The following is a 23,012-nucleotide window of genomic DNA, read 5'->3' on the forward strand; positions in this document are numbered from 1 at the left end:
GATGACTTTTGTTGATTACAAAAGTCATCTTTTTATGATAGGAATAAATTGTATGAATTTTAGCAGTTTCATATTTTAGAAAATTATACGAGGAAAATAACATGAAAAATAAAAAAGAAATAGCTATAGTTGCATTAACAACAGGATTAGCTTTAGCAAGTGTAACACCATATGGGGTAGTTTATGCAGAGGAAACGGTTCAAATGCAAGTTGATGTTCAAGAGGATTCGTTCCGTGCCGGTGAACTTACACATCCATCACAAAAGACGCCAGAGAATGTAGTGAAAGATGCACTTAAGGAAAAGACGCAGCATGCTTTGTCTCCAAAACAAGTTAGTGGAGACAAAGGGGTAGATTACAAGGTTCTTCAAAAACGTGGTTCATATGATGGGACGACACTTTTGCGTATGCAACAAATATATGAAGGAAAAGAAGTATATGGACACCAATTGACTGCTCATGTAGATAAAAAAGGTGTTATTAAAAGTGTTTCAGGTGACAGCGCACAAAATTTAGCAAAAGAAGATTTAAAGAATCCTATTAATTTATCAAAGGAAGAAGCAAAACAATATATTTATACGAAGTATGGCAATGATATTAAATTTATTTCTGAGCCAGAAGTTAAGGAAGTTATTTTTGTTGATGAAAATCGTGGGCAGGCTACAAATGCATATCAAGTTACATTTGCAGCTGCCACACCAAACTATGTATCTGGAACTTATTTAGTGGATGCTCATAGTGGTGATATGTTGAAAAATATGGTACAAGAATCAAGTTTAAAAGTAAGTGAAGAGCATCTTGAATCTTTAAAGGAGAGTAAAAAAAGCAATTCCATATCATTAACTGGAACAGGAAAAGATGACTTAGGTATAACTCGTTCATTGGGTATTTCTGAGCAAAGTAACGGAAAATATGCACTTGCTGATTATACAAGAGGGCAAGGAATTGAGACGTATGATGTAAATTATAGAGATATTAATTTTGAAGAAAAATATTATCCTGGTATATTAGCAACTAGCACTTCAACAACGTTTAATGATCCAAAGGCGGTAAGTGCTCATTTCTTAGCAACAAAGGTATATGATTTCTATAAAGACAAATATAAGCGTAATAGTTTTGATAATAAGGGGAAAAAAGTAGTATCAGTTGTACATGCATGGCATTCAGGAGAAACAGATGATCCTAAAAATTGGGGGAATGCATTTAGTGCTAATATTAACAATGTTAGTATGCTTATATATGGTGATCCAATGGTTAGAGCGTTTGACATAGCGGGCCATGAATTTACACATGCGGTTACATCTAGCGAATCTAATCTTGAATTCTTTGGAGAATCGGGGGCAATTAATGAAGCATTATCTGATATTATGGGAACGGCTATTGAGAAATATATAAATAATGGGGAATTTAATTGGACAATAGGAGAACAAAGTGGATCCGTTCTCCGTAATATGAAAAATCCATCTTCAGTCAAATTTTTTGATGGAGTACCATATCCGGATGATTATAGTAAATTTAGTGATTTAAACGGAGAAGATAATGAGGGCGTTCATTTTAACTCAAGTATTATTAATAAAGTCGCGTATTTAATTGCACAAGGCGGTACTCATAACGGTGTAACTGTAAATGGTATTGGTGAAGATAAAATGTTTGATATTTTCTATTATGCAAATACTGATGAATTGAACATGACTTCTAATTTCTCTGAATTAAGATTAGCGTGTCTAAAAGTTGCAACAAATAAATATGGAGCAAATTCAATTGAGGTTGAAGCGGTCCAAAAAGCTTTTGATGCAGCAAAAATTCAAGGAACAGTGAAAGAAGACGAAAAAACTGAGGCAAACCAAGTCCCAGAGTTAACTGTACCACTTACAATTACACTACGTGTAGGTGATACGTTTGACCCGATGAGCAATGTAAAAGCTATTGATAAAGAAGATGGTGATTTAACAAATCGAGTAGAACATAAAGGTGATGTAGATACTTCTAAACAAGGCAAATACATTGTGGATTACTCTGTCGTTGATTCTCAAGGCGGGAATACAACGGCAACACAGACTGTAATTGTAAAGGGAAATGGAGAACCATCAGATCTAAAACCTACATTAACAGTTCCTGTTGCAGCGACAATTACTGTAGGAGATTCATTTGATCCAATGGCAAAAGTAAAAGCTATTGATAAAGAAGACGGCGATCTTACTTCTAAAGTAAAAGTTGAGGGTGAAGTAGATACCTCTAAAGCCGGTACTTACATATTAACGTATACAGTTACAGATTCTAAAGGTCATGAAGGAATTGCGAAACAAACTGTAACGGTCAAAGGTAGAGAAGAAGTTAAGAATGAAATACCAATACTAAAAGTACCTGCTACAACTACAATTACTAAGGAAGAAAAATTTGACCCAATAGTAGGAGTATCAGCTACTGATAAAGAGGATGGTGATCTTACCTCTAAAGTAACGTATGAAGGAACTATAGATACCTCTAAACCTGGTACTTTCGAAATAATATATAGTGTCAGGGATTCCGTAGGTAATGAAGTGAATACAATACAAAAAGTATTTGTAAAAGATAATGACACTGGAAAAGCTAATGGCCTTGCTAATAACAGTAATATCCCGAACAACAGTAATTCTGATAAAAATGAATCTACATATAAAGAGCTTCCCAACACAGGGGCTAGTCCAACTAACAGTACAACAATAGGCTTATGGATGGTTATCGTAGGTACAATACTCACTTTGGCTCGTAAATTTAGAAAGATACAAAAATAATAGTAGGGATTACTCGTTTTAAAAAAGTTCATTATCTAGGAGAAATAAAAGAGTTATGTATCATGAACTGATTCCATATAGGTAGACAGATTGTTGCATCAAGAAATATTTTGTGCTTGAATTCAGTAGTGTTCTGGACTCATGATAGTGAATTTCTTCCTTAATTGTTTTTTGTTATAGCAATCCTTATATTCTTCTTAATTTATTGAAGAAGGAAGGATATTAGTAAACATAGAGTATATTAATAAATTAAAATGTTTACGAGGTGAAAATGATGGAAATAAAACAAGACGAAATTAAAGTAGTAGTCGGAGCTGGAGTGTTTAATAATAATCCAGGTTGGATTCAAACGCAAGAAGACGAACTTAACTTACTAGATAAAGCTACGTGGGAAAATAGATTTGAACACAACTCTATTTCAGCTATTGTAGCGGAGCATGTATGGGAACACCTTACGTTTGAAGAAGGTGTAAGAGCAGCTGAAATTTGTTATGAATTTTTAAAACCATCTGGTCATATTCGGTGCGGCGTTCCTGATGCATTTTTCCGGGATGAGGCATACCAAAATATAGTTCAAATAGGTGGACCTGGCCTAAAAGATCACCCAGCGGCAAGTCATAAAATTGTTCATAACTATAAAACATTAACGAAAATGTTTGAAACTGCTGGATTTGAGGTAGTTTTACTTGAATATTGTGATGAAAATGGTCAGTTTTATTACAACGAATGGGATGCGAATGACGGTGTTATTTTCCGTTCGAAAAGGTATGATTCTAGAAATAAAGGGGATAAACTTGGTTTTCCATCGCTAATTGTTGATGCGATTAAGCGCTAAATCATTCAACAAAAACAGGAGTAATTCTATAAGTTTATGAGTCGCAAATGCGGCTCTTTTTATTTGTGCGTAAGTCTATATTTAATAGGGAAACGTACAGTTATGATAATTAATTCTAAAGAGTATAAAATTCGATTTAGAAAATATTTAAAATTTTTTTACCATCATTCACTTTAAAATTAATAATTCGTTGATATAAAGATTTATTTTATATTTATATTCGTGTAAAATAAAACGAGAACATACATTCTGTATAGGGAGGCAATCAATATGATAGCTGAAATTGGGAAACTAACTGATGGATATATTGTAAAATTTGAACGTCAATTTGCATGTACGATAGAAGAAGTTTGGTCAGTTTTAACAGAAAACAGTAAGCTGAAAAAATGGATGTCCAATTTACAGATTGAAAGCCTTAAAACTGGTGGAATAATAAAGTTCGACATGATGGACGGTTCATTCATAAACATTGATATTTTAGAGTGTCAACTAAACTCAGTACTTGAATTTACTTGGGATAAAGATCGGGTCCGATTTGAAATACATAAAGAGGATAATGGTACCCTTTTACTTCTCAAAGAATACATTCATGTATTAACTGATCATACACCGAAAGATATAGCTGGTTGGCATATTTGTTTAGATCTTTTTTCTGCCGTTCTAGAAGGAGAAGAAAAAGAATTTTCTAAAGGTAAATGGCAACAATGGTTTGAAATATATAAAGATAAGGTTCTTGAATTAAGAGCGTAATCAACTTAAAGGTTATATTCATTATGTAATTATTATATTGCAAATGTGATTTTAATGAGAAATAAGAATAGAGGTTAATATGAAGGTAAATCAATTAATTGCTAACAACATCAATAAATTAGATACAGACATTCCATTTAATAAGTCGTTTGGAATTGCTGGTTTATCGGGATCGGGTAAAACAACTTTTTGTCAAACGATTGGTGAAGAATCAAAAAAACGATTAGTTTCTTTATTGCCAAAGGCTGAATATCAATATTTATTTCCTAATATCATGGAAACAAATTTTAGTGCAATTAAGATGGAGGATATGCCTTTAGTACTTTTTCTAGGAAAATCATCGATTTCTTCGAATCCACGTTCAACGATAGGTACACATACTGGTGTTTTCACTGAAATTCGCGAAAAACTTGCTGACGTATTTCATCTTTCCCCTGAGGTTTTTTCATTTAATAACCAGTTAGGTTGGTGTTCTGGTTGTAAAGGCCGAGGTACTACTAAAAATATTGAGTGTAAAAAATGTAAGGGGAAACGTTATAGTGAAGAAATTGAACAACATACTATAGATTTATTTGCTAAACCACATACCATTTCAAATATTAATGATTTAAGTGTCGAGTCTATTCTTTCGCTAGCGGAAGTGTTAAATATTAGTGAAGCAAAGCAACATATATTACAAAATATAATAAATATGAACATTGGTTATTTAACATTAAATCGAATAATGGGTACGTTGTCAGGTGGAGAGTTAACACGACTATATTTAGCTGAATTCATGGCAGTAAGTGAAAATGCTGTAATTATTATTGATGAGATTTCAGTTGGACTTGATCATGAAACATTATTACAAATATTAGAAGAGATCAAGCAATTAGGGTGTAAAAATCAAATTTGGCTTATAGATCATTCAGATACAGTACTGGATACAACAGATGAGCAATTGTTCTTTGGACCTGGTAGCGGAAAATATGGTGGACAAATTGTGAAAGAATCACCAAGACCAAAATCAATACTGTGCGATCTAGATAAAGAAGTACCAACAGAATATTATACATTCCAAGAATTATGTTGCCGTAATATCCAAATGGTGGAGTTTCAGATTCCTAAAAATAGGCTTGTAACAGTTACAGGAGAATCTGGTTGCGGGAAATCTACTCTTGTCAATGAATGTTTAGCTACAGATTTCTTGAAACGATATCCAAAAGATAAACTAGTTATGGTAGGGCAAGATCGAAATCAATCCATTACAAGTCGATCCACTGTAGCAACTTTTCTAGATATTAAAAAGAAACTAACAAAGTATAGTGAAGAAATTGATGATATTTTTGAGCGTTCGATTGAAGATATTATTGATGAACTTCCAAATGAAGATATTGCGTATAAACGCTTGAGCCTACTAATTAAATTAGGTCTTGGCTATTTAACATTAGAACGAAAAACACAAACATTATCAACAGGTGAGTTTCAATGTGTTCATTTAGTTTCGGAATTATTTGCAAACACAAGAAATCCACATACATTATTTATTTTTGATGAGCCTTCAAAAGGTTTATCGCAAAATATTTTAAATCAATTTATAGACAGTATTAGAGGAATATTGCAAGATGAATCAGTCTCTATCATTATGATTGAACATAATAGTTACATGTTAGAAAGCTCTGATTATATTGTAGATTTTGGAAAAAGACAGCTTGAAGCTATCAATCATCTTGAAGTAGTAAGTCATGATGATTATTATCGTCAAAAAAGCAGTGTGAATAATGCTGAGCAAATACATATTTCTTCAGCACTTAAGCATAAAGAAGGCGTTCATTATTTAGAAGAAAATCATGTTAACTATTTTAAAAATGCCGAAGATGTTTATAAGGGTGGTATTTTAAAAAGTTTATCTTCAATGGCGCGTTTAATTTATGGTGAATATGAATCTGATACAATTGCACCGGTTATTGCTATTGATCTTGAGAGGCATTTATATAGTCAATATAGTTTCTTATATGAGGTTGGTGGACTAATTAATCATATTGTAGCTGCTCATTCAACTAATAAAGATACGAGAAGTTTTGATTTCTATTCACAGGACAATCATTGTCCATCTTGTTCTGGACGTCTTCAAATTGAAGTTTTCGATAAAGATATTACAATTCAAGATAAAAATGTTCCATTTTGGGATGGCTTATTCGATCCGGAAATCATGAAAGTATTAAAATTTTATCAATATGAAAAAATAGAGTTTCTATTCGAAGAAATTAAAATTGAGCTTGGTCACGATTTGTCAAAAAGCTATAATGATATGTCAGAAGAAGAAAAGCATACGTTTTGGTACGGATATTTTGAAAAATCATTTTATGATAAAAAAGGAAAGACACGCAGAACATGGGTAGGATTTAATACGATCATTGGTGGATATATTGTTATTTCAAAAGCAGCTATTAAAGAAGAAATTAAGACTTCTAAAGAAATGATGACATGCCCAATTTGTAAAGGGACTGTTTTAAATCACCATAAACCACTTAAATTCGGTAATGTAGATATTCGTGAAATTATCAATAAACCAGTTGATGAAGTGTTGGAAATAGTCGGTGATTTACCTGCACTTCATAAATTGAAGTATATAGTTGGTGGCGATATGAGATTGACAGAAGATGTTTCTTTATTGCCAAGAAAAGCACAAGTCGCACTGAAAATGTTTGAATTAGAACAAGCAAGCTTTTCAAACTATGAAATGGTGTTACAAAATGTCTTACCATTCTGGGGCGAAATAAAAGGGAATATCGAATCCATTAGTGTTAATAATCAAGTGACTGTTTGTGATTTCCCTAATGTTTATGAAACGAGAGAAAACATTATAGATAAGTATTTCACAAATGGTAAATATAAAAAACTTACGTATGTATACGAAGCGTTTGGATACAAAAAATTAGTTACCCAAATTAATAAAATTAAAAAAAGTAATCCATGTCCATTCTGTAAAGGAAAGAAAGTTATTACTGAAGATAATTTGCATGATGGTGTGTTTAAACTAACAATTCCATGTGTAACTTGTAATGCAACTGGTATTAATGACGAAGGGCTAAAAGAAGTTGTTGAGGGTGTGGATGTAAAAACATGGTTAACTGGAAAAGTTAGTGATGTTGTGGATGAGAGCTTATTAACAGAAGCTGTTTCGCAAATACCAATTTTTAATCGCATTCGCGAATTGGATAAATGTGAGATGATGGCGGTTTATGAATGTTTGGAGAGTAATCAATAAAATTTTATTAGTTAAGGTGTTATTAACATAACTTATATAAAACGTATATTCTTTATAATGTTTATAATAACGCAGTATGAGTATTACAAGGTAATGAAAGAAGATCCAATTTCTTAATGTGAAAATTAAGGAATTGGATTTTTTAGTATTTTTATGTCCCGTATACTACATTTCCAACTAAGATATGGAGGAGAGATAGAAAAATATAAGGAACCAACAGTTGATATATTATGTAATTATTATATTATAAAAGTGATTTTTAGGGGTAAAAACAGTTCGCAAGTAATATCTTTTTGCTTATAATACCTTCGTTCTGTTGTCTGATTTTTTTGATTTAACAGAAATATATACTTGAATGAAGTATATATTTCTGTTAAATTTATCCTATGGATAGAACAAGTTTAATTAAAGGTCATTTAGAAATGTGTGTATTATCTATTTTGTCGAAAAAGAAAAGTTATGGTTATGAGATCATGAAAGAACTTGAAGTAAACAATTTAAAATTGAAAGGAGTAGGAAGTATTTACCCCATTTTAACTAAGTTGAAAAATCAAGAATGGGTTAATACTTATCAAGAAGTAACAGACAGTGGTAAAGTTAGGATTTATTATGAAATTAATGAAAATGGGAAAATACGTCTTGAGAAGAAAATTAATGAGTGGTTAGAAGTGCAATCGGATATTCAAACATTATTAAAAAGCGGTTTGAAAGGAGACCTTCTGAAATGAGGAATAGATTGATAGGTAAAGAAAAGCAATTTTTAACAGACGTACTTAAGGAATTAAAGCAATACGATATAAGTTTAGAAGAAAGGGATAATATTAAGCGACAAATATTAGAACATATTCAAGAATGTCGTGAACATGGTGAAGATAGTATAGATGATTTAGGTACACCTCAATTGTTTGTTCAAGATTTTTTAGAAATAAATGAAGTTAACTTACAAGTTAAAATGAAACAACTTCAAAATAAAAAGGGAAAATTCAACACAATTATCTTAAGTGGCATATTCATCGCAGTTATTACTTACCTCATCTCGCAAACTATATTTTCAATATTTTTAACTGAATCATTTAATCCAACTATTAGTAAAGATGTATTTCAGTATAATCTTCTATATCGTATTTCAGAGAATCAATGGTGGAACGCATTATTAATATTGACTAGTTTGACGCTCTCTGTAGTAGTATATATTAGTTTAGTAAGTTATAAAAAAAGAAAGCATCTAAAGTATAATGAAGAATACGATCTATAAACTGTCTCTAATTTGTATTCTTTGTAATGTATTAATATTATGTATCACACCTCCAAAAGCTTACGCTGAGCAAAATATTAAAGTTACATTGGATAAGTATATTGAAAAATTTATAAAGGAACAGAATATTCCAGGAGCTGCTGTTGCAATTGTACATAATAAAGAAGTATTCTTCACAAAAACGATGGGGATTACTGGAGAATCTGAAAAAAAGGTAACTAGTAAAACACCATTTGCAATCGGCTCAATAAGTAAATCTTTAACAGCTTTAGCTATAGTGAAATTAATAGAAGATAAAAAAATAAAATTAGAGGATCCAGTTCAACGATACCTTCCCTGGTTTAAATTAAAAGATTCTCAAATATCCTCAACTATAACAATCCAACATCTACTAACTCATACAAGTGGAATAAGTACATACGAGGGCTTATCATTATCAGATAAGCAATCCAAAAGTTCTACAGCATTAAAAGAAAATGTAATGAAACTTTCAAAGGTAAAATTAAATGCTATACCAGGTGAAAAATATCAATATAGTAATGCGAATTATATTGTTTTAGGTGCACTAATTGAAGAAGTCACAAATGAAACATATTCATCATATATGGAAAAGTATATTTTTCAGCCATTAAATATGAATGGGGCAGCAGCAAGTAAAGAAACTGCATATGAAAAAGGTTATTTAACAGGTTATCAGTCTTGGTTTGGCATTCCAAGAAAAAGTGTAGTGTCCTATGATAATGCCGGGGCACCGTATGGCTATATTACTGCAAATTTAGAAGATATGATTCAATATATTATGTTTTTGAATTGGCGAGAGGATGATCAATTCTTAAAGCAAGAAAACATGGACATTTATCTTTCACCACTTTATAAGATAAATTCAGAAAAAAGTTATGGTTTTGGATTAAGAACAACAAATATAAATGAAAGCGACACGATGATTTGGCATTCAGGATCAACGCCCGATGCTCGTGCGGAAATATTTATTTTAAATAAAAGTGGCTGGAGTGGTGTGATTTTAACAAATAAAAATCATGTATTAGAAGAAACCGCACTATCAGTATTGAAAAAGGGGATTATTAGTATTTTGAATGGAGAAGAACCGGTTGATATCCCTAAAAACATACCATTAACACAAATTATTTTGTTGATAGTTACACTCATACTTTTCATATTATCAATTATATTAATTAAAAAGTATAAATATATGAAAACTGTAAAAAAGCTAATTTGGTTATTTACAGGGAGCCTATCCCTACTATTATCTATTATTTTCATCCCACTTCTTACTTATAGTACAAGCTCACCATGGCGTACGATAAAAATATTTGCGGCAGATGTAGGTTTACTTACAAGTATTATAGTAATTTTATTAGCTGTAAACGGATTATTATCAACCTTCATAGGTTTAAGACGGAAGAGGGTATAAGGGTAAATAATTAAAGAAATATAATTCAAGTGTTATAAACAGTTGACTCTCACACAATGTCATTGTTTAAGATAAAGTTGAGCTTCGAAGTAGATGTAATTTATAGGAGGAATTCATGTTTAAAATAGGGGACTTTTCAAAATTATCTTCCATTAGTATACGGATGTTGAGGCACTACGATAAAGTGGAATTATTACAGCCAGTAAAAGTCGATGAACAAAGTGGTTATCGATACTATTCAGCAGCCCAGTTAAAGAAAGTAAATCAAATTCAAACGTTAAAAGATATGGGATTTAATATCGCTACCATTAAAGAAATCATAGAATCCGATAATATAGATGATATTAAGGAACAATTTTTAAATCGTAGTGCTCAAATTAAAGAAGACATGACTAACCTCAAAAAACAATTACGTCTCCTCGATGACTCAATGAAAACGATGAGAGAGGATGTTGTTGAGATGAACTATCATGTTTCAATAAAAGAAATTCCAGAAAGGTATGTAGCGAGTGTTAGAAAGATTATTCCATCATATAATTGTGAAGGCGATTTATGGACCATATTAATGCAAGAAATTCATATGAAAAATATTAGTATGGCCCATCCGAGTTATAGTATCGCTGTCTTCCATGATCAAGAATACAAAGAAAATGATGTAGATGTAGAAATACAGCTAAATATCTTAGGAAAGCATGAAAATACAAAAGATGTTTATTTTCAAAAAATAGAGCCAATCAAAGTAGCTTCTGTAACAGTAAGCGGAAGTTATGAACAAATGACAAACGTAAATGAAGCAGCCGCAAAATGGATTGAGACAGAAGGTTACGAATTAGCAGGCCCGATGTTTAATATTTATCATGTGAGCCCAGGAATGGAATCGGATCCTAATAAGTGGGTTACAGAAGTTTGTTATCCAGTGAAATGATTGTAAAGAAAAAAGGCATTATGATATGCCTTTTTTCTTTATAAACTTATCCGTAATTGCAATTAACCAATCATACATAATTATCTTTCCTTCTATCGTAGTTTTCGTATCGGACTATATAAAGCAATAAAGACTTCAATTAATTTAGTAAAAGCAGCTAAAGCAAATACAAAGACAGGATTATAAGCTGAAATAATGCCTCCTACTAATGCCCCGAGTGGCATAGCTAATCGTGTAAGTACACGTGAAAATCCTATAACTCTTCCTTGCATATTTGATGGAACTGTTTCCTGACGAACTGTGGCTACAATTGTATTCCATGCAATATTACAAGTCATTGCAACACCGAAAGAAATTCCGGGAGCGAGCCAATATGTGCTCCAAAGCGCAAAAGTTAAGCCAATTGCTCCAACAAATAGGAGTAAAGGAATTAGTATACCGCGTTGCAACCTCTTTTCTAAAGGAACTGCAATCAAGCTTCCTAAAAGACCACCTATTCCAATTAATGAATAATTAACCCCACTTTGTTCTGGGGTAAGTTGTAATGTGGATAATAAATAATACATGAATATACCTAAAACTGCACTTGCTCCAAAGTTTCCTATCATAGCTTGAAAAGATAAAGCTAAATTTAAGCGGTCATTTTTGAGCCATTTAAACCCGTTAAACAAATCAGATAGTACATTTTGAAGTGTATTTTTATCTTCACATTTTTTATTTGTGGTTTTCATAGACGGTAATAACATCACAGCAACTAATGTTGCAATAAATGAAAGAACATTAATCCAAAACAACTGAAAGCCGCCAATAAAAGAAATGAAAACCCCAGCTATCATTGGACCAAATAAACTAGCCAATTGATTAACCATTTGATAGTAAGAATTGGCCTTCGTTAAGGATGCTCCAGCAATTTGCGGAATGACTGTAACAGTTGTTACATCAAAAAGCATGGACATAACTGCTAACATAAAAGTGATTACGTATAAATGCCAGATTTCTAATAGATGTAATGAATGTAGTATTGGAACGAGACTTACTAAAATAATATTAGTAATATCCGCTACCAAAAGTAACTTTTTTCGATCATAACGATCAATTATTACACCAACTAAAGGGCCAAATAAAACGATTGGCAATACGTTAATAGCAAATAAAGAACTCATAATTACAGCTGAACCGGTTAATTGATAGGCAATCCAAGGTAACGCAAAAGTATACAATGAGTCCCCAATTCGTGAAATGAGTAAACCAAAAATAAAAATTTTGTATTCTTTAGAAAAAGTTGTCTTTACGATAAGGCTACGTTCTTGTATAGGTTTCACACTGTTTATACCACCTTTATTGTAGAGGAATTTGAAAATAATCCGTCCAATATTTGTTATGTATAGAATTCTATGATTCTTTTGTGAATCCTACTTTTTAGATGTATTTTAAAATTTTAAGGCGGAAATAAAAATGAAGGCTTTGGATTGAAGATTATTTAAAAACATAATAAAATTATAGTAAACTAGATTGTAAGATGGTTAATTTAGGAGGGAAAATATTGATACATATAGATAAAAATGTACGAACATCTGGTGCATATGTAATGTATAAGAATTTATTTGTTTTTCAAGTTGGACCAACGAGTAAAGGTGATACATTAGGTGTAGTAAGACTTGGAGGACATAAAGAAGCGGATGAAACAGCAGTAGAAACTGCTAAAAGAGAAGTGGAAGAAGAAGCTTCTATCGATATTACTATATTGAATTCACCAAGAACATATTATAAAGAGAACTGGAATGCGCAATCAAAGAAAATAAAGGTAGAAAATGAGATCAATCCAATATTAATTATTGATAGTCCAGATGAAACTTTATCTATTATGTATATGGCACATTCAGAAATTGAGCCAAATCCATCCTCTGAAACGAATGGCCTACTATTACTATCATTACATGATATTGAATTAATTTGCACAGGGAAAATAACATTAAATAATTATATCAATCAAGGCGGGGATGCTATTTTAAAAGAAAAAATGAATAAAGATTTAGTCTTACAACCTTTTCCGCAACTATTATTTTTAGCAGAACTTTTAAAAGAAGATCCTACATTACTATATCACTTTATAAATTAATAATAGCCTCCTTAATACTAGTTAATACAAGGAGGCATTAAATTTTTAATAATTAATGATAGGTGTACCCTCCATCAGGAAACAATACGTTACCAGTAATGAATTCGCATTAAATATAGAACAGTATGTGCAATTTCATCATTATGACCCGGCCTTTTTACAAGAGAAAGCGATTTATAAGCTTCATAAGCAGCTAGTCTATTTTCATTTTCCTTCTGTATCGCACCAGGGGAAACAACATTAACTCTTATAGGAACTAATTCAACAGCTAAAGCTTTCCCTAAACTTTCAATAGCTCTATTACAAGCTCCGTAAGCCTGTGCGCCTTTAAGTGGCCTTTGACTAAATGCACCGGACATTAACACGATAGATCCTAATTTTGAAAGAAAAGGAATCGCATATTTAACGGCGTAATATTGTGGCCAAAATTTTCCGATGAAGCTACTTTCAGCGATAGTATCCGTAGCGGTTATTGGTCCAAGTGTGTAAGAGGCTCCTGGTGTGAACAAATGATCAAAATCTCCAACCTTTTTTGGAGAAATCTTCTAATTGGTTTTTATCCTGATTATCCAATACATAAGTTTGAAGATGGTTGTTATTTATTACATCTTGAGTAACCATTAATTTCTCTTTCGAACGCCCTGCAATAATAACATGTACTCCTTGTTCAACTGCTTGTTCTGCTGTTGCAAATCCAATGCCCAAACTCCCACCAATGATAACGATACGGCTACCTTTTAATGTAGTTATAGACATATTTAAGCCACTCCCTTAATAAAAACTTAAAATAATAGCAACTTTAAAAATAATTGGTGGGAAATGGAAGTCACTCATTTTATTTATTTTGCTAACAGATGGAACGAAACGATTTGGTGAATTAAAGCGATTAATACCTGATATATCTCAGGGCACATTAGCGAAGTAATTACGTGAATTAGAGCAAGATCAACTAATAAAACGTGAAATTTATCAAGAAATAACACCTAAAGTAGAATATAGCTTAACTGAACATGGAAAAACAGTTAGTACAGTTTTGGATAGTATTTGCAGTTGGGGAAGAGCGCATTTAGAATATATCGATAAAGATAAACTATAAAATTATTATGTAAACTTAATATAGTGTGAAGTGAAATGTTGTTTTAATAATTTTTATTTTATAATATATAATTAAATAGTGTTGCAGGTTATTATACATATTTAATTATATATTATAAAGGGGGAGTTATAAGATGAACGAATTAGAGTACAAAAACTTTTATGATAAAGTAGGAAGAGTAAATGGTTGGGATTTTAGTAAAATAAAATGTGAAACTGTAGGAGATTCATGGGACTTTTACGGGGAAGTGAAAGAAAGATGTAAACTATCAGACACTCTACTTGATGTTGGTACAGGTGGAGGAGAGAATGTACTTAACATAGCATCTTCAGCTAAATTGTTAATTGGAATTGATAATTCTAACGGCATGATTGAAACGGCACATTCCAACTTGAAAAAATCAGGTGTACAAAATGTTGAGTTTCTTCAAATGAATTCTGAAGCGTTAACGTTTCAGAATGCCCATTTTGATATCGCTTCTAGTTGTCACGCACCGTTTATAGCATCTGAGTTAGCAAAAGTAATGAAACAAGGTGCTTTTTTCTTAACGCAACAAGTTTGCGAACATGATAAATTGAATCTTAAGGAAGCATTTGGACGAGGACAATGCTTAGGTGAAAGAGATGGCACATTAAAAGAAAAGTATATGAGTGAACTTATTAGTGCAGGATTTGAACTCGTGCAAGTACGTGAATATGATGTGACTGATTATTACAGTACGCCTGAAGATCTTATTTTCTTATTAAAACATACGCCTATTATTCCTAATTTTGGAGAAGAGGCAGAAGATTTTACTATTTTACAAAGTTTCATTGATGTTAATAGTTCTGAAAAAGGGATTCGTACGAATTCAAAAAGATTTATGATTATTGCTGTAAAATCTTAATGTATTTTATTGTAAAAGCTGCTTTTCGTTTAAGGAAAGGCAGCTTTTTTATATAAAAACAATGCAGGGGAAACTTGAAAAAATAAAAATAAGTAAAGTGTTAATCAAAAAACGAAATATGGAGGATATTTGTTTTGAAACGTTAGTGTACAAACAATGAAAGAATCTAGCATATTCATACTAAAGTTGTAGTTTTTATATAAAAAATCAATCCTTCCGTTTGATTTTATCTGTTTATAAATGTAATACAATACGAATAGATAATAAGAAATTAGGGGGAATGTAACGTGATTACACATATTTCAGATATAAAACTACAAACGGTTTCCATAGAAGGAGTAAAACAAGTTTATAAGAACATATTATCTTTTCCAATAAAAAAAGAAACTGCATCATTTATTCAATTAGAAGTAACACCGTATACAACAATTAGCTTCCAAGAAGTATATGAACCAATTGCACCTGCCCACTTCGCTTTTGAAATTCCATATTCAAAATTTCATGAAACAGCAAAATGGCTTGAAAAGTCTGGGTTACTTATTGTGAAATGGAAAGATGGAAATATAATTGGTGAGGAGAACGATCTATTCAATGTATACTTTAAAGACGGAGATGGAAATCTTCTCGAAATTATCGCACATAGTTATGTTAAAGAGGAGGTATTAGTACCACAGTCACCTTTAAACATTTTATACGTAAGGGAAATTGGTCTTCCTGTTAAAAGTGTACCTATTTTTAGGGAATGGCTAAAATCAAATTTAAATATGAAAACGATGGAAGACAGGGACATTTTCAACTTTGTAGTTGGCGGCACTGCATATATCGTCGCGACTTGGTGGCAGCGACCTTGGATTCCAATTGCGATGAAAGCTTTACCACCGAAAGTACATGTTTCTTTCGGAACACCGGATCCCGCATTTTTACAGCAGGTCCAAATCAACTTTAAGAAAAATAGTATGCCATTTGAATGTAAGGATAATGAAATATCATTTATTGAACAGGGATATACATTTTCGATTGTGCATACACCAGAGTTTCCTTCCGATATTCCTAGTAAATTAAACTTACCGCTTTCTATTTAAGGATAGAAAGTGGTAAGTTTTTTATATTTTCATGGAGAAGGGTTTCAGCTTAATTACACTGAATTTATAGAGTAGTATAAGATGTTAGCTTAATTTACTGTAAGGAGAGAAATAAATTGAATTTAGGAAATCCGATAGCAAAAGGGAATACTGCGGAAATTTACCTCTATGAGACTAAAGTTGTAAAATTATTTAAAGAATATCTTCCAGATACAGAGTCTATAATTGAAGCAAAAAAACAAAAATATGCTTATTCATGCGGGCTGCCAGTTCCAAACGTATTTGAAGTGACAAAGATACAAAATAGACAGGCAATTATTATGGAATATGTAAAGGGGGAGAACATTGGTGATCTCCTGCTTAATAATTTGAATGAGGCAGAGCGTTATATCGGCCTTTGTGTTAATGAGCAAAAAAAGATCCATGATATACGTGTGAATACAGATGAAATGGAGTTAATGAGGAAAAGGTTAGAGCGTCAAATTAAATCTGTACATCAATTGGCTGAAAACAAAAAGAAGAATATATTACAAAAATTAGATTCTATTACATTTGATTTTAGGCTATGTCATGGAGATTTTCATCCATTTAATTTGATTTTGAGTAAAGAAGAGAAAGTGAAAGTTGTAGACTGGGTAGATGCCAGTTCAGGTGATATTCGCGCAGATGTGTTTCGTACATATTTATTGTATGCACAGTCTCATATAGAATTAGCGGAAATGTATTTGAAAATATATTGCAATAATACGGATTTAACAAGAGATGAGATTTTTCAATGGGCTCCTATTGTTATTACAGCTAGGTTTGCTGAGAAGGCATCTCCGCAAAATGAAGTGTATTTGAGCAGACTATTGAATCAGTATTCATAAATTATTAAAAATGTTGTCTAGTAGAAAATTAATAAGTGCTATTGTTTAACTACAAGGAAACTTTAGTTAAACAACAGCACTCTTAAACATTGATATAAGTATACTTATTTTCAATTTTCATCCTATAAAGGTTCATTATCCGTACTTGTTCCTCAGTAAATTCTTCTTTATCCCAATACATATGCATTAAGCTATATTCAAAAATCTCTTTTAATTTAATAAACAATGGAAACTTCTCGATCATCTCTTTAGGTAGTTCATTTTCTTCTTGGTACCCTTCAAATAATGCTTTTGTAATGGAATGCTCATACTCAACGATATTCCCATTTCCAGCAAATGAATATTCTATCGCACTATAAATAGGAACAGCTAAATCGAATACGTAAAAATGTTTTTCGCAATCTTGAAAATCAATCATTGTTATGGTTGAATTGTTTTCAACTAAAATATTTTCTAACCATAAATCTCCGTGGATTAAGCCGTAATTTGAAGTGGATTTTTCTAGCTCTTTTATAGAAGTTAAAACGTCAGATGCAATTTCTCTAATGGTTGTTTCTTCTTTAGGAATATACTTAAGGAAATTATATTCCTCATTCTCATACCAGTCGTTAATATATTTAACTGGTTTAGCCTTTTCAAAGATTTTAGATATACGATGTAGTTTTCCAATTTGTTGACCAAGCTTTTTAAATATAGTAGAATTCCATTCGCACCTTGGTAAATGTATACCAGGAGCAGCTTTATATAATACTGTAAAAAGCTCCTTGTCTAATGTTAACTTTTCTACAAAATTCCCCTGTAAAGAAGGGATTATTGGTGGAACACCTAAGCCGTTTTGATATAAAAAATTCGTATATGTAATTTCTTCTAATTGTTCTTCATACGTTTTGTAATTTGTAATTCTAATGAAGTATGTACCTTGTTTTGTGAGACATTGATACATTTCATTTGTTATTGCGTTAATGTTAATAAAATTCAACGGATATTGTTCATTTATTAATTGAAGTATTTTTTTATCTATCTCGTTCATTGTAACGTCCTTTCCAAACTTAAATTTTTTAACTAGGGAAGTAAAAGAATCTTATTTTATAAAATTCGTGTTTAATTTTTGAACTCCTTTAAAATGAAATATAATGTAAATTGACTTTTAATAATGGTAAGGTGTGTGAATCATACTAATTAACGCTAGATTGAAAAGTTAGGATAAGGTATGACAAAATAAGATAGCTAAAAAATTTAATATTTATATATAGAGTTTAAAGATTGTAGAAAATGGATCATGTTATAAAACACAAGAAATATCAAAGGAAAGAAACGCGTTTATCCTATACTTTTAAATAAGGAGTGAAGGGAAGGAAATGAATGAACATATACAGCAGATGATTGATTGGATTGAGCGCAATTTGAAAAAGGGATTTTCATTAGATGAATTATCTCGTTACATGGGGTATTCTCCTTATTATTGCTCTTTTAAATTTCATCAAGTAACGGGTTTCAGTATTAGACGCTATATTCTTCTTAGAAGATTGTATTTATCTACAGAAGATTTAAAGAATGGTAGGAAAATAATTGAGATCGCATTGGATTACGATTACTCTTCCCAAGAGGCTTATAGTAGAGCTTTCAAAAATGTTTTTGGAATGAATCCAAGAGAATACCAACTTAGCAAAATGCCTATTCAATCATTTGTTAAACTCAATTTAAATAAAGAAGGGGCGTTTAATATGAATATTTCTAGAAAAATAGAGGTTGATCAGTTACGAAATAGGAAAAGTGAGCTATTCGATAAAGAGGTACTTAACATATTAAATGGTCAACTTATGTATGAAGAATTTAAAAACGAAAAGCTAATGGGTGATTCTGATTATGCACCATTTAATGAGGCGATGTGTGTGAACCCGACTACTACACAAGTTTTTAATGAAGAGTTTATTAAAACAAGAGCAGAAGGACATACCAGTTCAGTAGAAAGTTATACAAAAAAGGTAATAGATCCGTTAGAAAATCTTTTTACAAAAAAGTATAAATGTATTGTTTTATGGTTTGGGGAAGATATGTTTTGCCAAATGAACCTACTTACAATACTTTCTTACCTTGAACAGTCTTCTTATGAAGGGAAGGTATACTTAAATAGCTTCAGAGAAGATGAATTTAAAGTAAGGCAAACTGAAATAATGTTAGGAAACTATCACTCTGCATATAAAGAAGTGTTGGTAAATCATGAAAAAACTTCTGTTGAATTACTGCCAGTAATGTATCAGTCTATAGACTTATATTTAGAAATGCTAAAACAAGATAATACTGTAATGAAATTTATCTCTAAAAATAAAGACTTATCAACTCAAGAATTATTAACAAAGTTGTTTCAGCTATTTCCAACAATCGGATACGGGGATTCTCAGTACATAGAACTGATAAATAAAATAAAAAAGAAAGCTGTACCTAAAATATAGGAACAGCTTTCTTTTTACAATTGTTCAAGTAACTCTAATTCGCTCTCTACAAATAACATTAGTTCTTTAATCGTTTCTCCAGAAAAATCAAAACGAATTCCAGCTGCTTTATATACTTCCGTTAAAGATTTTGAGCTACCTAATGATAAAGCTTTTTTATAATTTTCTAGTGCTTGTTTAGGATTTTGTTTATATTGCTTATACATTTGCAGTGCACCAAGTTGTGCGATTGCATATTCGATGTAATAGAAAGGTAATTCGAATATGTGTAGTACCGGTAACCAGCCAGTTGCTACCCAATTTTCATAACCATCAATATTTATGATGTTCGATTGGTAAGTGTTATGTAATTCTAAATATTTATCGTTTCTTTCTTTTGCAGTATGATTAGGGTTTTCATACATCCAATGCTGGAATTGATCAACGATAAGCATTTGTGGTAAATATTTAACAATATCTTTAAAGAAATCTAATTTTGATTCTATAAATTCTTCCTTATTTTTATAAAAAGTATCCCAATATTCCATCGAAAATAATTCCATTGTCATGCTAGCTAGTTCAGCGGATTCTGAAGGGATTTCTAAATACTTTTGAAGCTCTAACTGTTTCATACATTCATTATGAATACTATGGCCCATTTCATGGAGGAAAGTAGTAACATCATAATGTGTATGATTGAGATTCATAAAAATAAAAGATAATCTAGAAGCAGGGAAATATTCGCAAAATCCTCCTGGACCTTTTCCTTTACGGCTCTCTAAATCTAAGCAATTATTTTTCTGCATACGATCCAGTAATGTAGAAAATTCAGGATCTAGCTTGTGTAAAATAAGAGAACTTTTTTCGATTAAATCACTCGCGTCTTCGATAGGTTTTAATGCTTTTTGATTTGGTGCGGTTGCTTTTAGATCCCATGGACGAAGGCTATCTACTTGAAGTTCAGATTTTTTCTTATTAAATATTTTATCGATAAGTGGTACTACGTATTTCCGAATAGATTCAGCAAGCTCATAGCAGTCTTCCGCTGTATAATCAAAACGTTCATGTTTTTTAAACATATAATCACGATAATTATCTAATTGAATATTTTTTGCTTTTTGGTGACGGATTACGATTAATTCATTTAATATATGTTGTAATTTATCTTCAACAGATAAGAACTTTTCCGAAATAAGCATTTTTGCTTTTTTTCGTATATGACGATCTGGATCTTGTAAGTAAGACTGTAGTTCAGTAATTGTTTTTTCTTCACCGTCCCATAACGCAGTTAAACCACCAGTAATTTCGAAGTACTCGGTTACTAGTTTGTCTTCATTTACTTCTAAATCAATATTCTTTTCACAAAATAATGTTTGCGCATTCTTAATTTTTTGATCCAGTAAGCTGTATGTTTCTGGATCAAGTTCCATTCGAAAAGGGGACTCTAAATATTTATTATCAAATGAATTTTGATAACGTTTCAAAAGAGGTCGTACATATTGTTGATCATATTCAAAAGTATCTTTAATTTTTTTATTATCTGTATTACATTGAAAGGAGATATAGTGCGATCTTAATTGTTCTTCAATTTCCCAAATGAATGTAGATTGCTTTTTTAACCAGTTTTCAAGCTCTAGTTTTGAAGAAATTACTTCATTTAATAAAGTAGAAAGAGTATTTTCTAATTCTAGAATATTACTAATATCCATCGTATTTAAGCGCTGCATGACATATCCCTCACTTTTTATTTATTATAGAGATATTCTATTTATTAATTGTAATTTCCTTGTTAAGAGACGGAAATGTGAAACAATGTTAAACTTTAAAGTGATTGAAGGGATGAATTTCCTTTCGCTTTATTATGAGCTTATGAGAGTGAGGAATCCTTTTTAGTGCTTCTATAAGGGAGTGAAAGAATGTATAAGTATGTACATATTTTTAATGATATAGAAAACATGATTCAACATGGAGAGATAAAAGAAGGACAGAAATTATCATCAATACGGTCACTCGTTACGCAATATGAATGTAATAAGGCGACAGTTATACGTGCGCTTCATGAATTAGAAAAGCGTCATATTATATATTCTGTCCCTCAAAGTGGATACTACGTTGTTAAGAAATCTGGGAGTACTATAGAAAATAACGAAATAATTGATTTCGCTTCTTCAGCACCGGATCCAGATGTTTTTCCGTATTTAGACTTTCAGCATTGTATTAATAAGGCTATTGATACTTATAAAAATGATTTGTTCGTATACGGAACGCCGAAAGGGTTACCATCTTTAATTCCAGTCATTCAAAAACAGTTGGCAAATTATCAAGTGTTCACGAAAGAAGACAATATTTTTATAACGTCAGGCGTGCAACAGGCACTTGCAATATTAACTTCTATCCCATTTCCAAATGAAAATGAAACAATATTAGTTGAACAGCCAACGTATCATTTATATATAGAATATCTAGAAATAAATAAAGTTCCAGTAATCGGTATTAAACGTACGAATGAAGGTATTGATTTAAATGAATTGGAGCGTATTTTTCGAACTGGTAAAATAAAATTCTTTTATACAATACCAAGATATCATCATCCACTTGGAACTTCTTATTCTAAAGATGAGAAAGAAAAAATCGTACTATTGGCTAAGAAATACAATGTATTTATAGTAGAAGATGATTATTTAGCAGATTTAGAAACAGATTCAAAAGCCGATCCGTTATATAGCTTGGATCATGATAATCATGTCATATATTTAAAAAGTTATTCGAAAATTATTTTTCCAGGTTTACGAGTTGGTGTAGCAGTTATTCCACCGGTTATTTCGAGTGCTTTCCATACATATAAAAAGGTTTTAGATATTGATAGTCCGATGATATCCCAAGCTGCTTTAGAAATTTATATAAAGAGTGGCATGTTCGAACGCCATAAAAATAAAATTCAATCTTCCTATAATAATAGATCTAAAAAACTAGCAGAAGCATTAGAAAGAATGCATGGTGAAAACCCGCTTTTATTCACATTTAAAAAGCAAAATACAATTGGAATCCATACTTGCTTAGAAGTACATAAAACAAGTATTTCGGACATGCTGATACAAAGACTAAGTGAAATACAAATCAGTATTGATACGATTGATAAGAATTATGTGAGAGGTTTTCCGAAACAAAGGCTATTAAAGTTGAACGTATCGAATGTAAAGGAAGATAGGATTGAAGAAGGCATTCGTAAAGTAATGGAGGAAATCAAACAAGTGGAACGTCTAAATTTTCAATTTAAAAAAGAATAAAATGAATAAGGAGGTTTGTT

The 23,012-nt window shown here is 31.3% G+C and carries 17 protein-coding genes and 2 pseudogenes; 15 read left to right on the forward strand and 4 right to left on the reverse strand.

The features are described 5' to 3' along the window. Nucleotides 1–101 precede the first annotated feature (101 nt). From ATN06_RS12760 to ATN06_RS12795, 8 genes are all read left to right on the forward strand, one after another. Nucleotides 102–2,774 carry a M4 family metallopeptidase gene (locus ATN06_RS12760; protein WP_060630934.1) on the forward strand — a complete coding sequence of 891 codons (2,673 nt, stop codon included), beginning with the start codon at nucleotides 102–104 and terminating at the stop codon, nucleotides 2,772–2,774. Between the two features lie 274 nt (nucleotides 2,775–3,048). Next, on the forward strand, nucleotides 3,049–3,609 hold the full coding sequence (locus tag ATN06_RS12765) for a class I SAM-dependent methyltransferase (protein WP_060630935.1): 561 nt from the start codon (nucleotides 3,049–3,051) through the stop codon (nucleotides 3,607–3,609). Between the two features lie 270 nt (nucleotides 3,610–3,879). Continuing rightward, nucleotides 3,880–4,359, forward strand: a complete 480-nt coding sequence (locus ATN06_RS12770; RefSeq protein WP_060630936.1) for an SRPBCC family protein — start codon at nucleotides 3,880–3,882, stop codon at nucleotides 4,357–4,359. A 79-nt stretch (nucleotides 4,360–4,438) separates the two neighbouring features. Further along, entirely contained in the window at nucleotides 4,439–7,609 is a 3,171-nt protein-coding gene (locus tag ATN06_RS12775) for an ATP-binding cassette domain-containing protein (RefSeq protein WP_060630937.1), read from the forward strand. Nucleotides 7,610–8,031: 422 nt separating this feature from the next. After that, complete coding sequence (locus ATN06_RS12780; protein ID WP_306472301.1) at nucleotides 8,032–8,337, forward strand: PadR family transcriptional regulator; 306 nt, start codon at nucleotides 8,032–8,034, stop codon at nucleotides 8,335–8,337. Then, on the forward strand, nucleotides 8,334–8,864 hold the full coding sequence (locus ATN06_RS12785) for a DUF1700 domain-containing protein (RefSeq protein ID WP_060630939.1): 531 nt from the start codon (nucleotides 8,334–8,336) through the stop codon (nucleotides 8,862–8,864). Before ATN06_RS12780 ends, ATN06_RS12785 begins: the two co-directional genes overlap by 4 nt. Further along, entirely contained in the window at nucleotides 8,845–10,296 is a 1,452-nt protein-coding gene (locus tag ATN06_RS12790; protein ID WP_060630940.1) for a serine hydrolase domain-containing protein, read from the forward strand. Before ATN06_RS12785 ends, ATN06_RS12790 begins: the two co-directional genes overlap by 20 nt. 115 nt (nucleotides 10,297–10,411) lie before the next feature. Next, on the forward strand, nucleotides 10,412–11,221 hold the full coding sequence (locus tag ATN06_RS12795) for a MerR family transcriptional regulator (RefSeq protein WP_060630941.1): 810 nt from the start codon (nucleotides 10,412–10,414) through the stop codon (nucleotides 11,219–11,221). Between the two features lie 92 nt (nucleotides 11,222–11,313). Here the strand turns inward: ATN06_RS12795 and ATN06_RS12800 are convergent, their stop codons facing one another. Then, a complete protein-coding gene (locus ATN06_RS12800) occupies nucleotides 11,314–12,543 on the reverse strand; it encodes an MFS transporter (protein ID WP_060630942.1) in 1,230 nt (409 codons plus the stop codon). Between the two features lie 221 nt (nucleotides 12,544–12,764). Here ATN06_RS12800 and ATN06_RS12805 point away from each other — a divergent pair, with 221 nt between their 5' ends. Continuing rightward, nucleotides 12,765–13,340 carry an NUDIX hydrolase gene (locus ATN06_RS12805; protein ID WP_060630943.1) on the forward strand — a complete coding sequence of 192 codons (576 nt, stop codon included), beginning with the start codon at nucleotides 12,765–12,767 and terminating at the stop codon, nucleotides 13,338–13,340. 52 nt (nucleotides 13,341–13,392) lie between these two features. On the opposite strand, the pseudogene ATN06_RS12810 reads toward ATN06_RS12805, so the two are convergent. Next, nucleotides 13,393–14,096, reverse strand: a pseudogene (locus ATN06_RS12810) (SDR family oxidoreductase). A gap of 31 nt (nucleotides 14,097–14,127) precedes the next feature. Between ATN06_RS12810 and ATN06_RS12815 the strand changes: the two are divergent. The 4 genes and pseudogenes from ATN06_RS12815 (at nucleotide 14,128) to ATN06_RS12830 (ending at nucleotide 17,273) form a co-directional block, all read left to right on the forward strand. Next, a pseudogene (locus ATN06_RS12815) lies at nucleotides 14,128–14,436 on the forward strand (winged helix-turn-helix transcriptional regulator). A 133-nt stretch (nucleotides 14,437–14,569) separates the two neighbouring features. Then, nucleotides 14,570–15,322: a class I SAM-dependent methyltransferase gene (locus ATN06_RS12820; RefSeq protein WP_060630944.1), complete on the forward strand. Its 753-nt coding sequence runs from the start codon at nucleotides 14,570–14,572 to the stop codon at nucleotides 15,320–15,322. Nucleotides 15,323–15,609: 287 nt separating this feature from the next. Then, complete coding sequence (locus ATN06_RS12825; protein WP_060630945.1) at nucleotides 15,610–16,404, forward strand: VOC family protein; 795 nt, start codon at nucleotides 15,610–15,612, stop codon at nucleotides 16,402–16,404. A gap of 116 nt (nucleotides 16,405–16,520) precedes the next feature. After that, nucleotides 16,521–17,273, forward strand: coding sequence for an aminoglycoside phosphotransferase family protein (locus ATN06_RS12830; protein ID WP_060630946.1), 753 nt, complete (start codon nucleotides 16,521–16,523; stop codon nucleotides 17,271–17,273). An 82-nt stretch (nucleotides 17,274–17,355) separates the two neighbouring features. On the opposite strand, the gene ATN06_RS12835 is transcribed toward ATN06_RS12830, so the two are convergent. Next, a complete protein-coding gene (locus tag ATN06_RS12835) occupies nucleotides 17,356–18,303 on the reverse strand; it encodes a phosphotransferase enzyme family protein (RefSeq protein ID WP_060630947.1) in 948 nt (315 codons plus the stop codon). A 328-nt stretch (nucleotides 18,304–18,631) separates the two neighbouring features. Between ATN06_RS12835 and ATN06_RS12840 the strand changes: the two genes are divergently transcribed. After that, nucleotides 18,632–19,726 carry a helix-turn-helix domain-containing protein gene (locus ATN06_RS12840; RefSeq protein WP_060630948.1) on the forward strand — a complete coding sequence of 365 codons (1,095 nt, stop codon included), beginning with the start codon at nucleotides 18,632–18,634 and terminating at the stop codon, nucleotides 19,724–19,726. Between the two features lie 14 nt (nucleotides 19,727–19,740). Here the strand turns inward: ATN06_RS12840 and ATN06_RS12845 are convergent, their stop codons facing one another. After that, nucleotides 19,741–21,432 (reverse strand): M3 family oligoendopeptidase, encoded by a 1,692-nt coding sequence (locus ATN06_RS12845; protein WP_060630949.1) that lies wholly within the window; start codon nucleotides 21,430–21,432, stop codon nucleotides 19,741–19,743. Nucleotides 21,433–21,621: 189 nt separating this feature from the next. Here ATN06_RS12845 and ATN06_RS12850 point away from each other — a divergent pair, with 189 nt between their 5' ends. After that, complete coding sequence (locus tag ATN06_RS12850) at nucleotides 21,622–22,992, forward strand: aminotransferase-like domain-containing protein (protein WP_060630950.1); 1,371 nt, start codon at nucleotides 21,622–21,624, stop codon at nucleotides 22,990–22,992. Nucleotides 22,993–23,012: the final 20 nt, after the last annotated feature.

It is taken from the genome of Bacillus thuringiensis (assembly GCF_001455345.1).
Classification (GTDB): Bacteria; Bacillota; Bacilli; order Bacillales; family Bacillaceae_G; genus Bacillus_A; species Bacillus_A thuringiensis_N.

What these genes read in the sequence shown, in the direction of transcription:
- ATN06_RS12760 (WP_060630934.1), top strand. Translation starts at nt 102, where the DNA reads ATGAAAAATAAAAAAGAAATAGCTATAGTTGCATTAACAACAGGATTA.
- ATN06_RS12765 (WP_060630935.1), top strand. Translation starts at nt 3,049, where the DNA reads ATGGAAATAAAACAAGACGAAATTAAAGTAGTAGTCGGAGCTGGAGTG.
- ATN06_RS12770 (WP_060630936.1), top strand. Translation starts at nt 3,880, where the DNA reads ATGATAGCTGAAATTGGGAAACTAACTGATGGATATATTGTAAAATTT.
- ATN06_RS12775 (WP_060630937.1), top strand. Translation starts at nt 4,439, where the DNA reads ATGAAGGTAAATCAATTAATTGCTAACAACATCAATAAATTAGATACA.
- ATN06_RS12780 (WP_306472301.1), top strand. Translation starts at nt 8,032, where the DNA reads ATGTGTGTATTATCTATTTTGTCGAAAAAGAAAAGTTATGGTTATGAG.
- ATN06_RS12785 (WP_060630939.1), top strand. Translation starts at nt 8,334, where the DNA reads ATGAGGAATAGATTGATAGGTAAAGAAAAGCAATTTTTAACAGACGTA.
- ATN06_RS12790 (WP_060630940.1), top strand. Translation starts at nt 8,845, where the DNA reads ATGAAGAATACGATCTATAAACTGTCTCTAATTTGTATTCTTTGTAAT.
- ATN06_RS12795 (WP_060630941.1), top strand. Translation starts at nt 10,412, where the DNA reads ATGTTTAAAATAGGGGACTTTTCAAAATTATCTTCCATTAGTATACGG.
- ATN06_RS12820 (WP_060630944.1), top strand. Translation starts at nt 14,570, where the DNA reads ATGAACGAATTAGAGTACAAAAACTTTTATGATAAAGTAGGAAGAGTA.
- ATN06_RS12835 (WP_060630947.1), bottom strand. Translation starts at nt 18,303, where the DNA reads ATGAACGAGATAGATAAAAAAATACTTCAATTAATAAATGAACAATAT.
- ATN06_RS12840 (WP_060630948.1), top strand. Translation starts at nt 18,632, where the DNA reads ATGAATGAACATATACAGCAGATGATTGATTGGATTGAGCGCAATTTG.
- ATN06_RS12845 (WP_060630949.1), bottom strand. Translation starts at nt 21,432, where the DNA reads ATGCAGCGCTTAAATACGATGGATATTAGTAATATTCTAGAATTAGAA.
- ATN06_RS12850 (WP_060630950.1), top strand. Translation starts at nt 21,622, where the DNA reads ATGTATAAGTATGTACATATTTTTAATGATATAGAAAACATGATTCAA.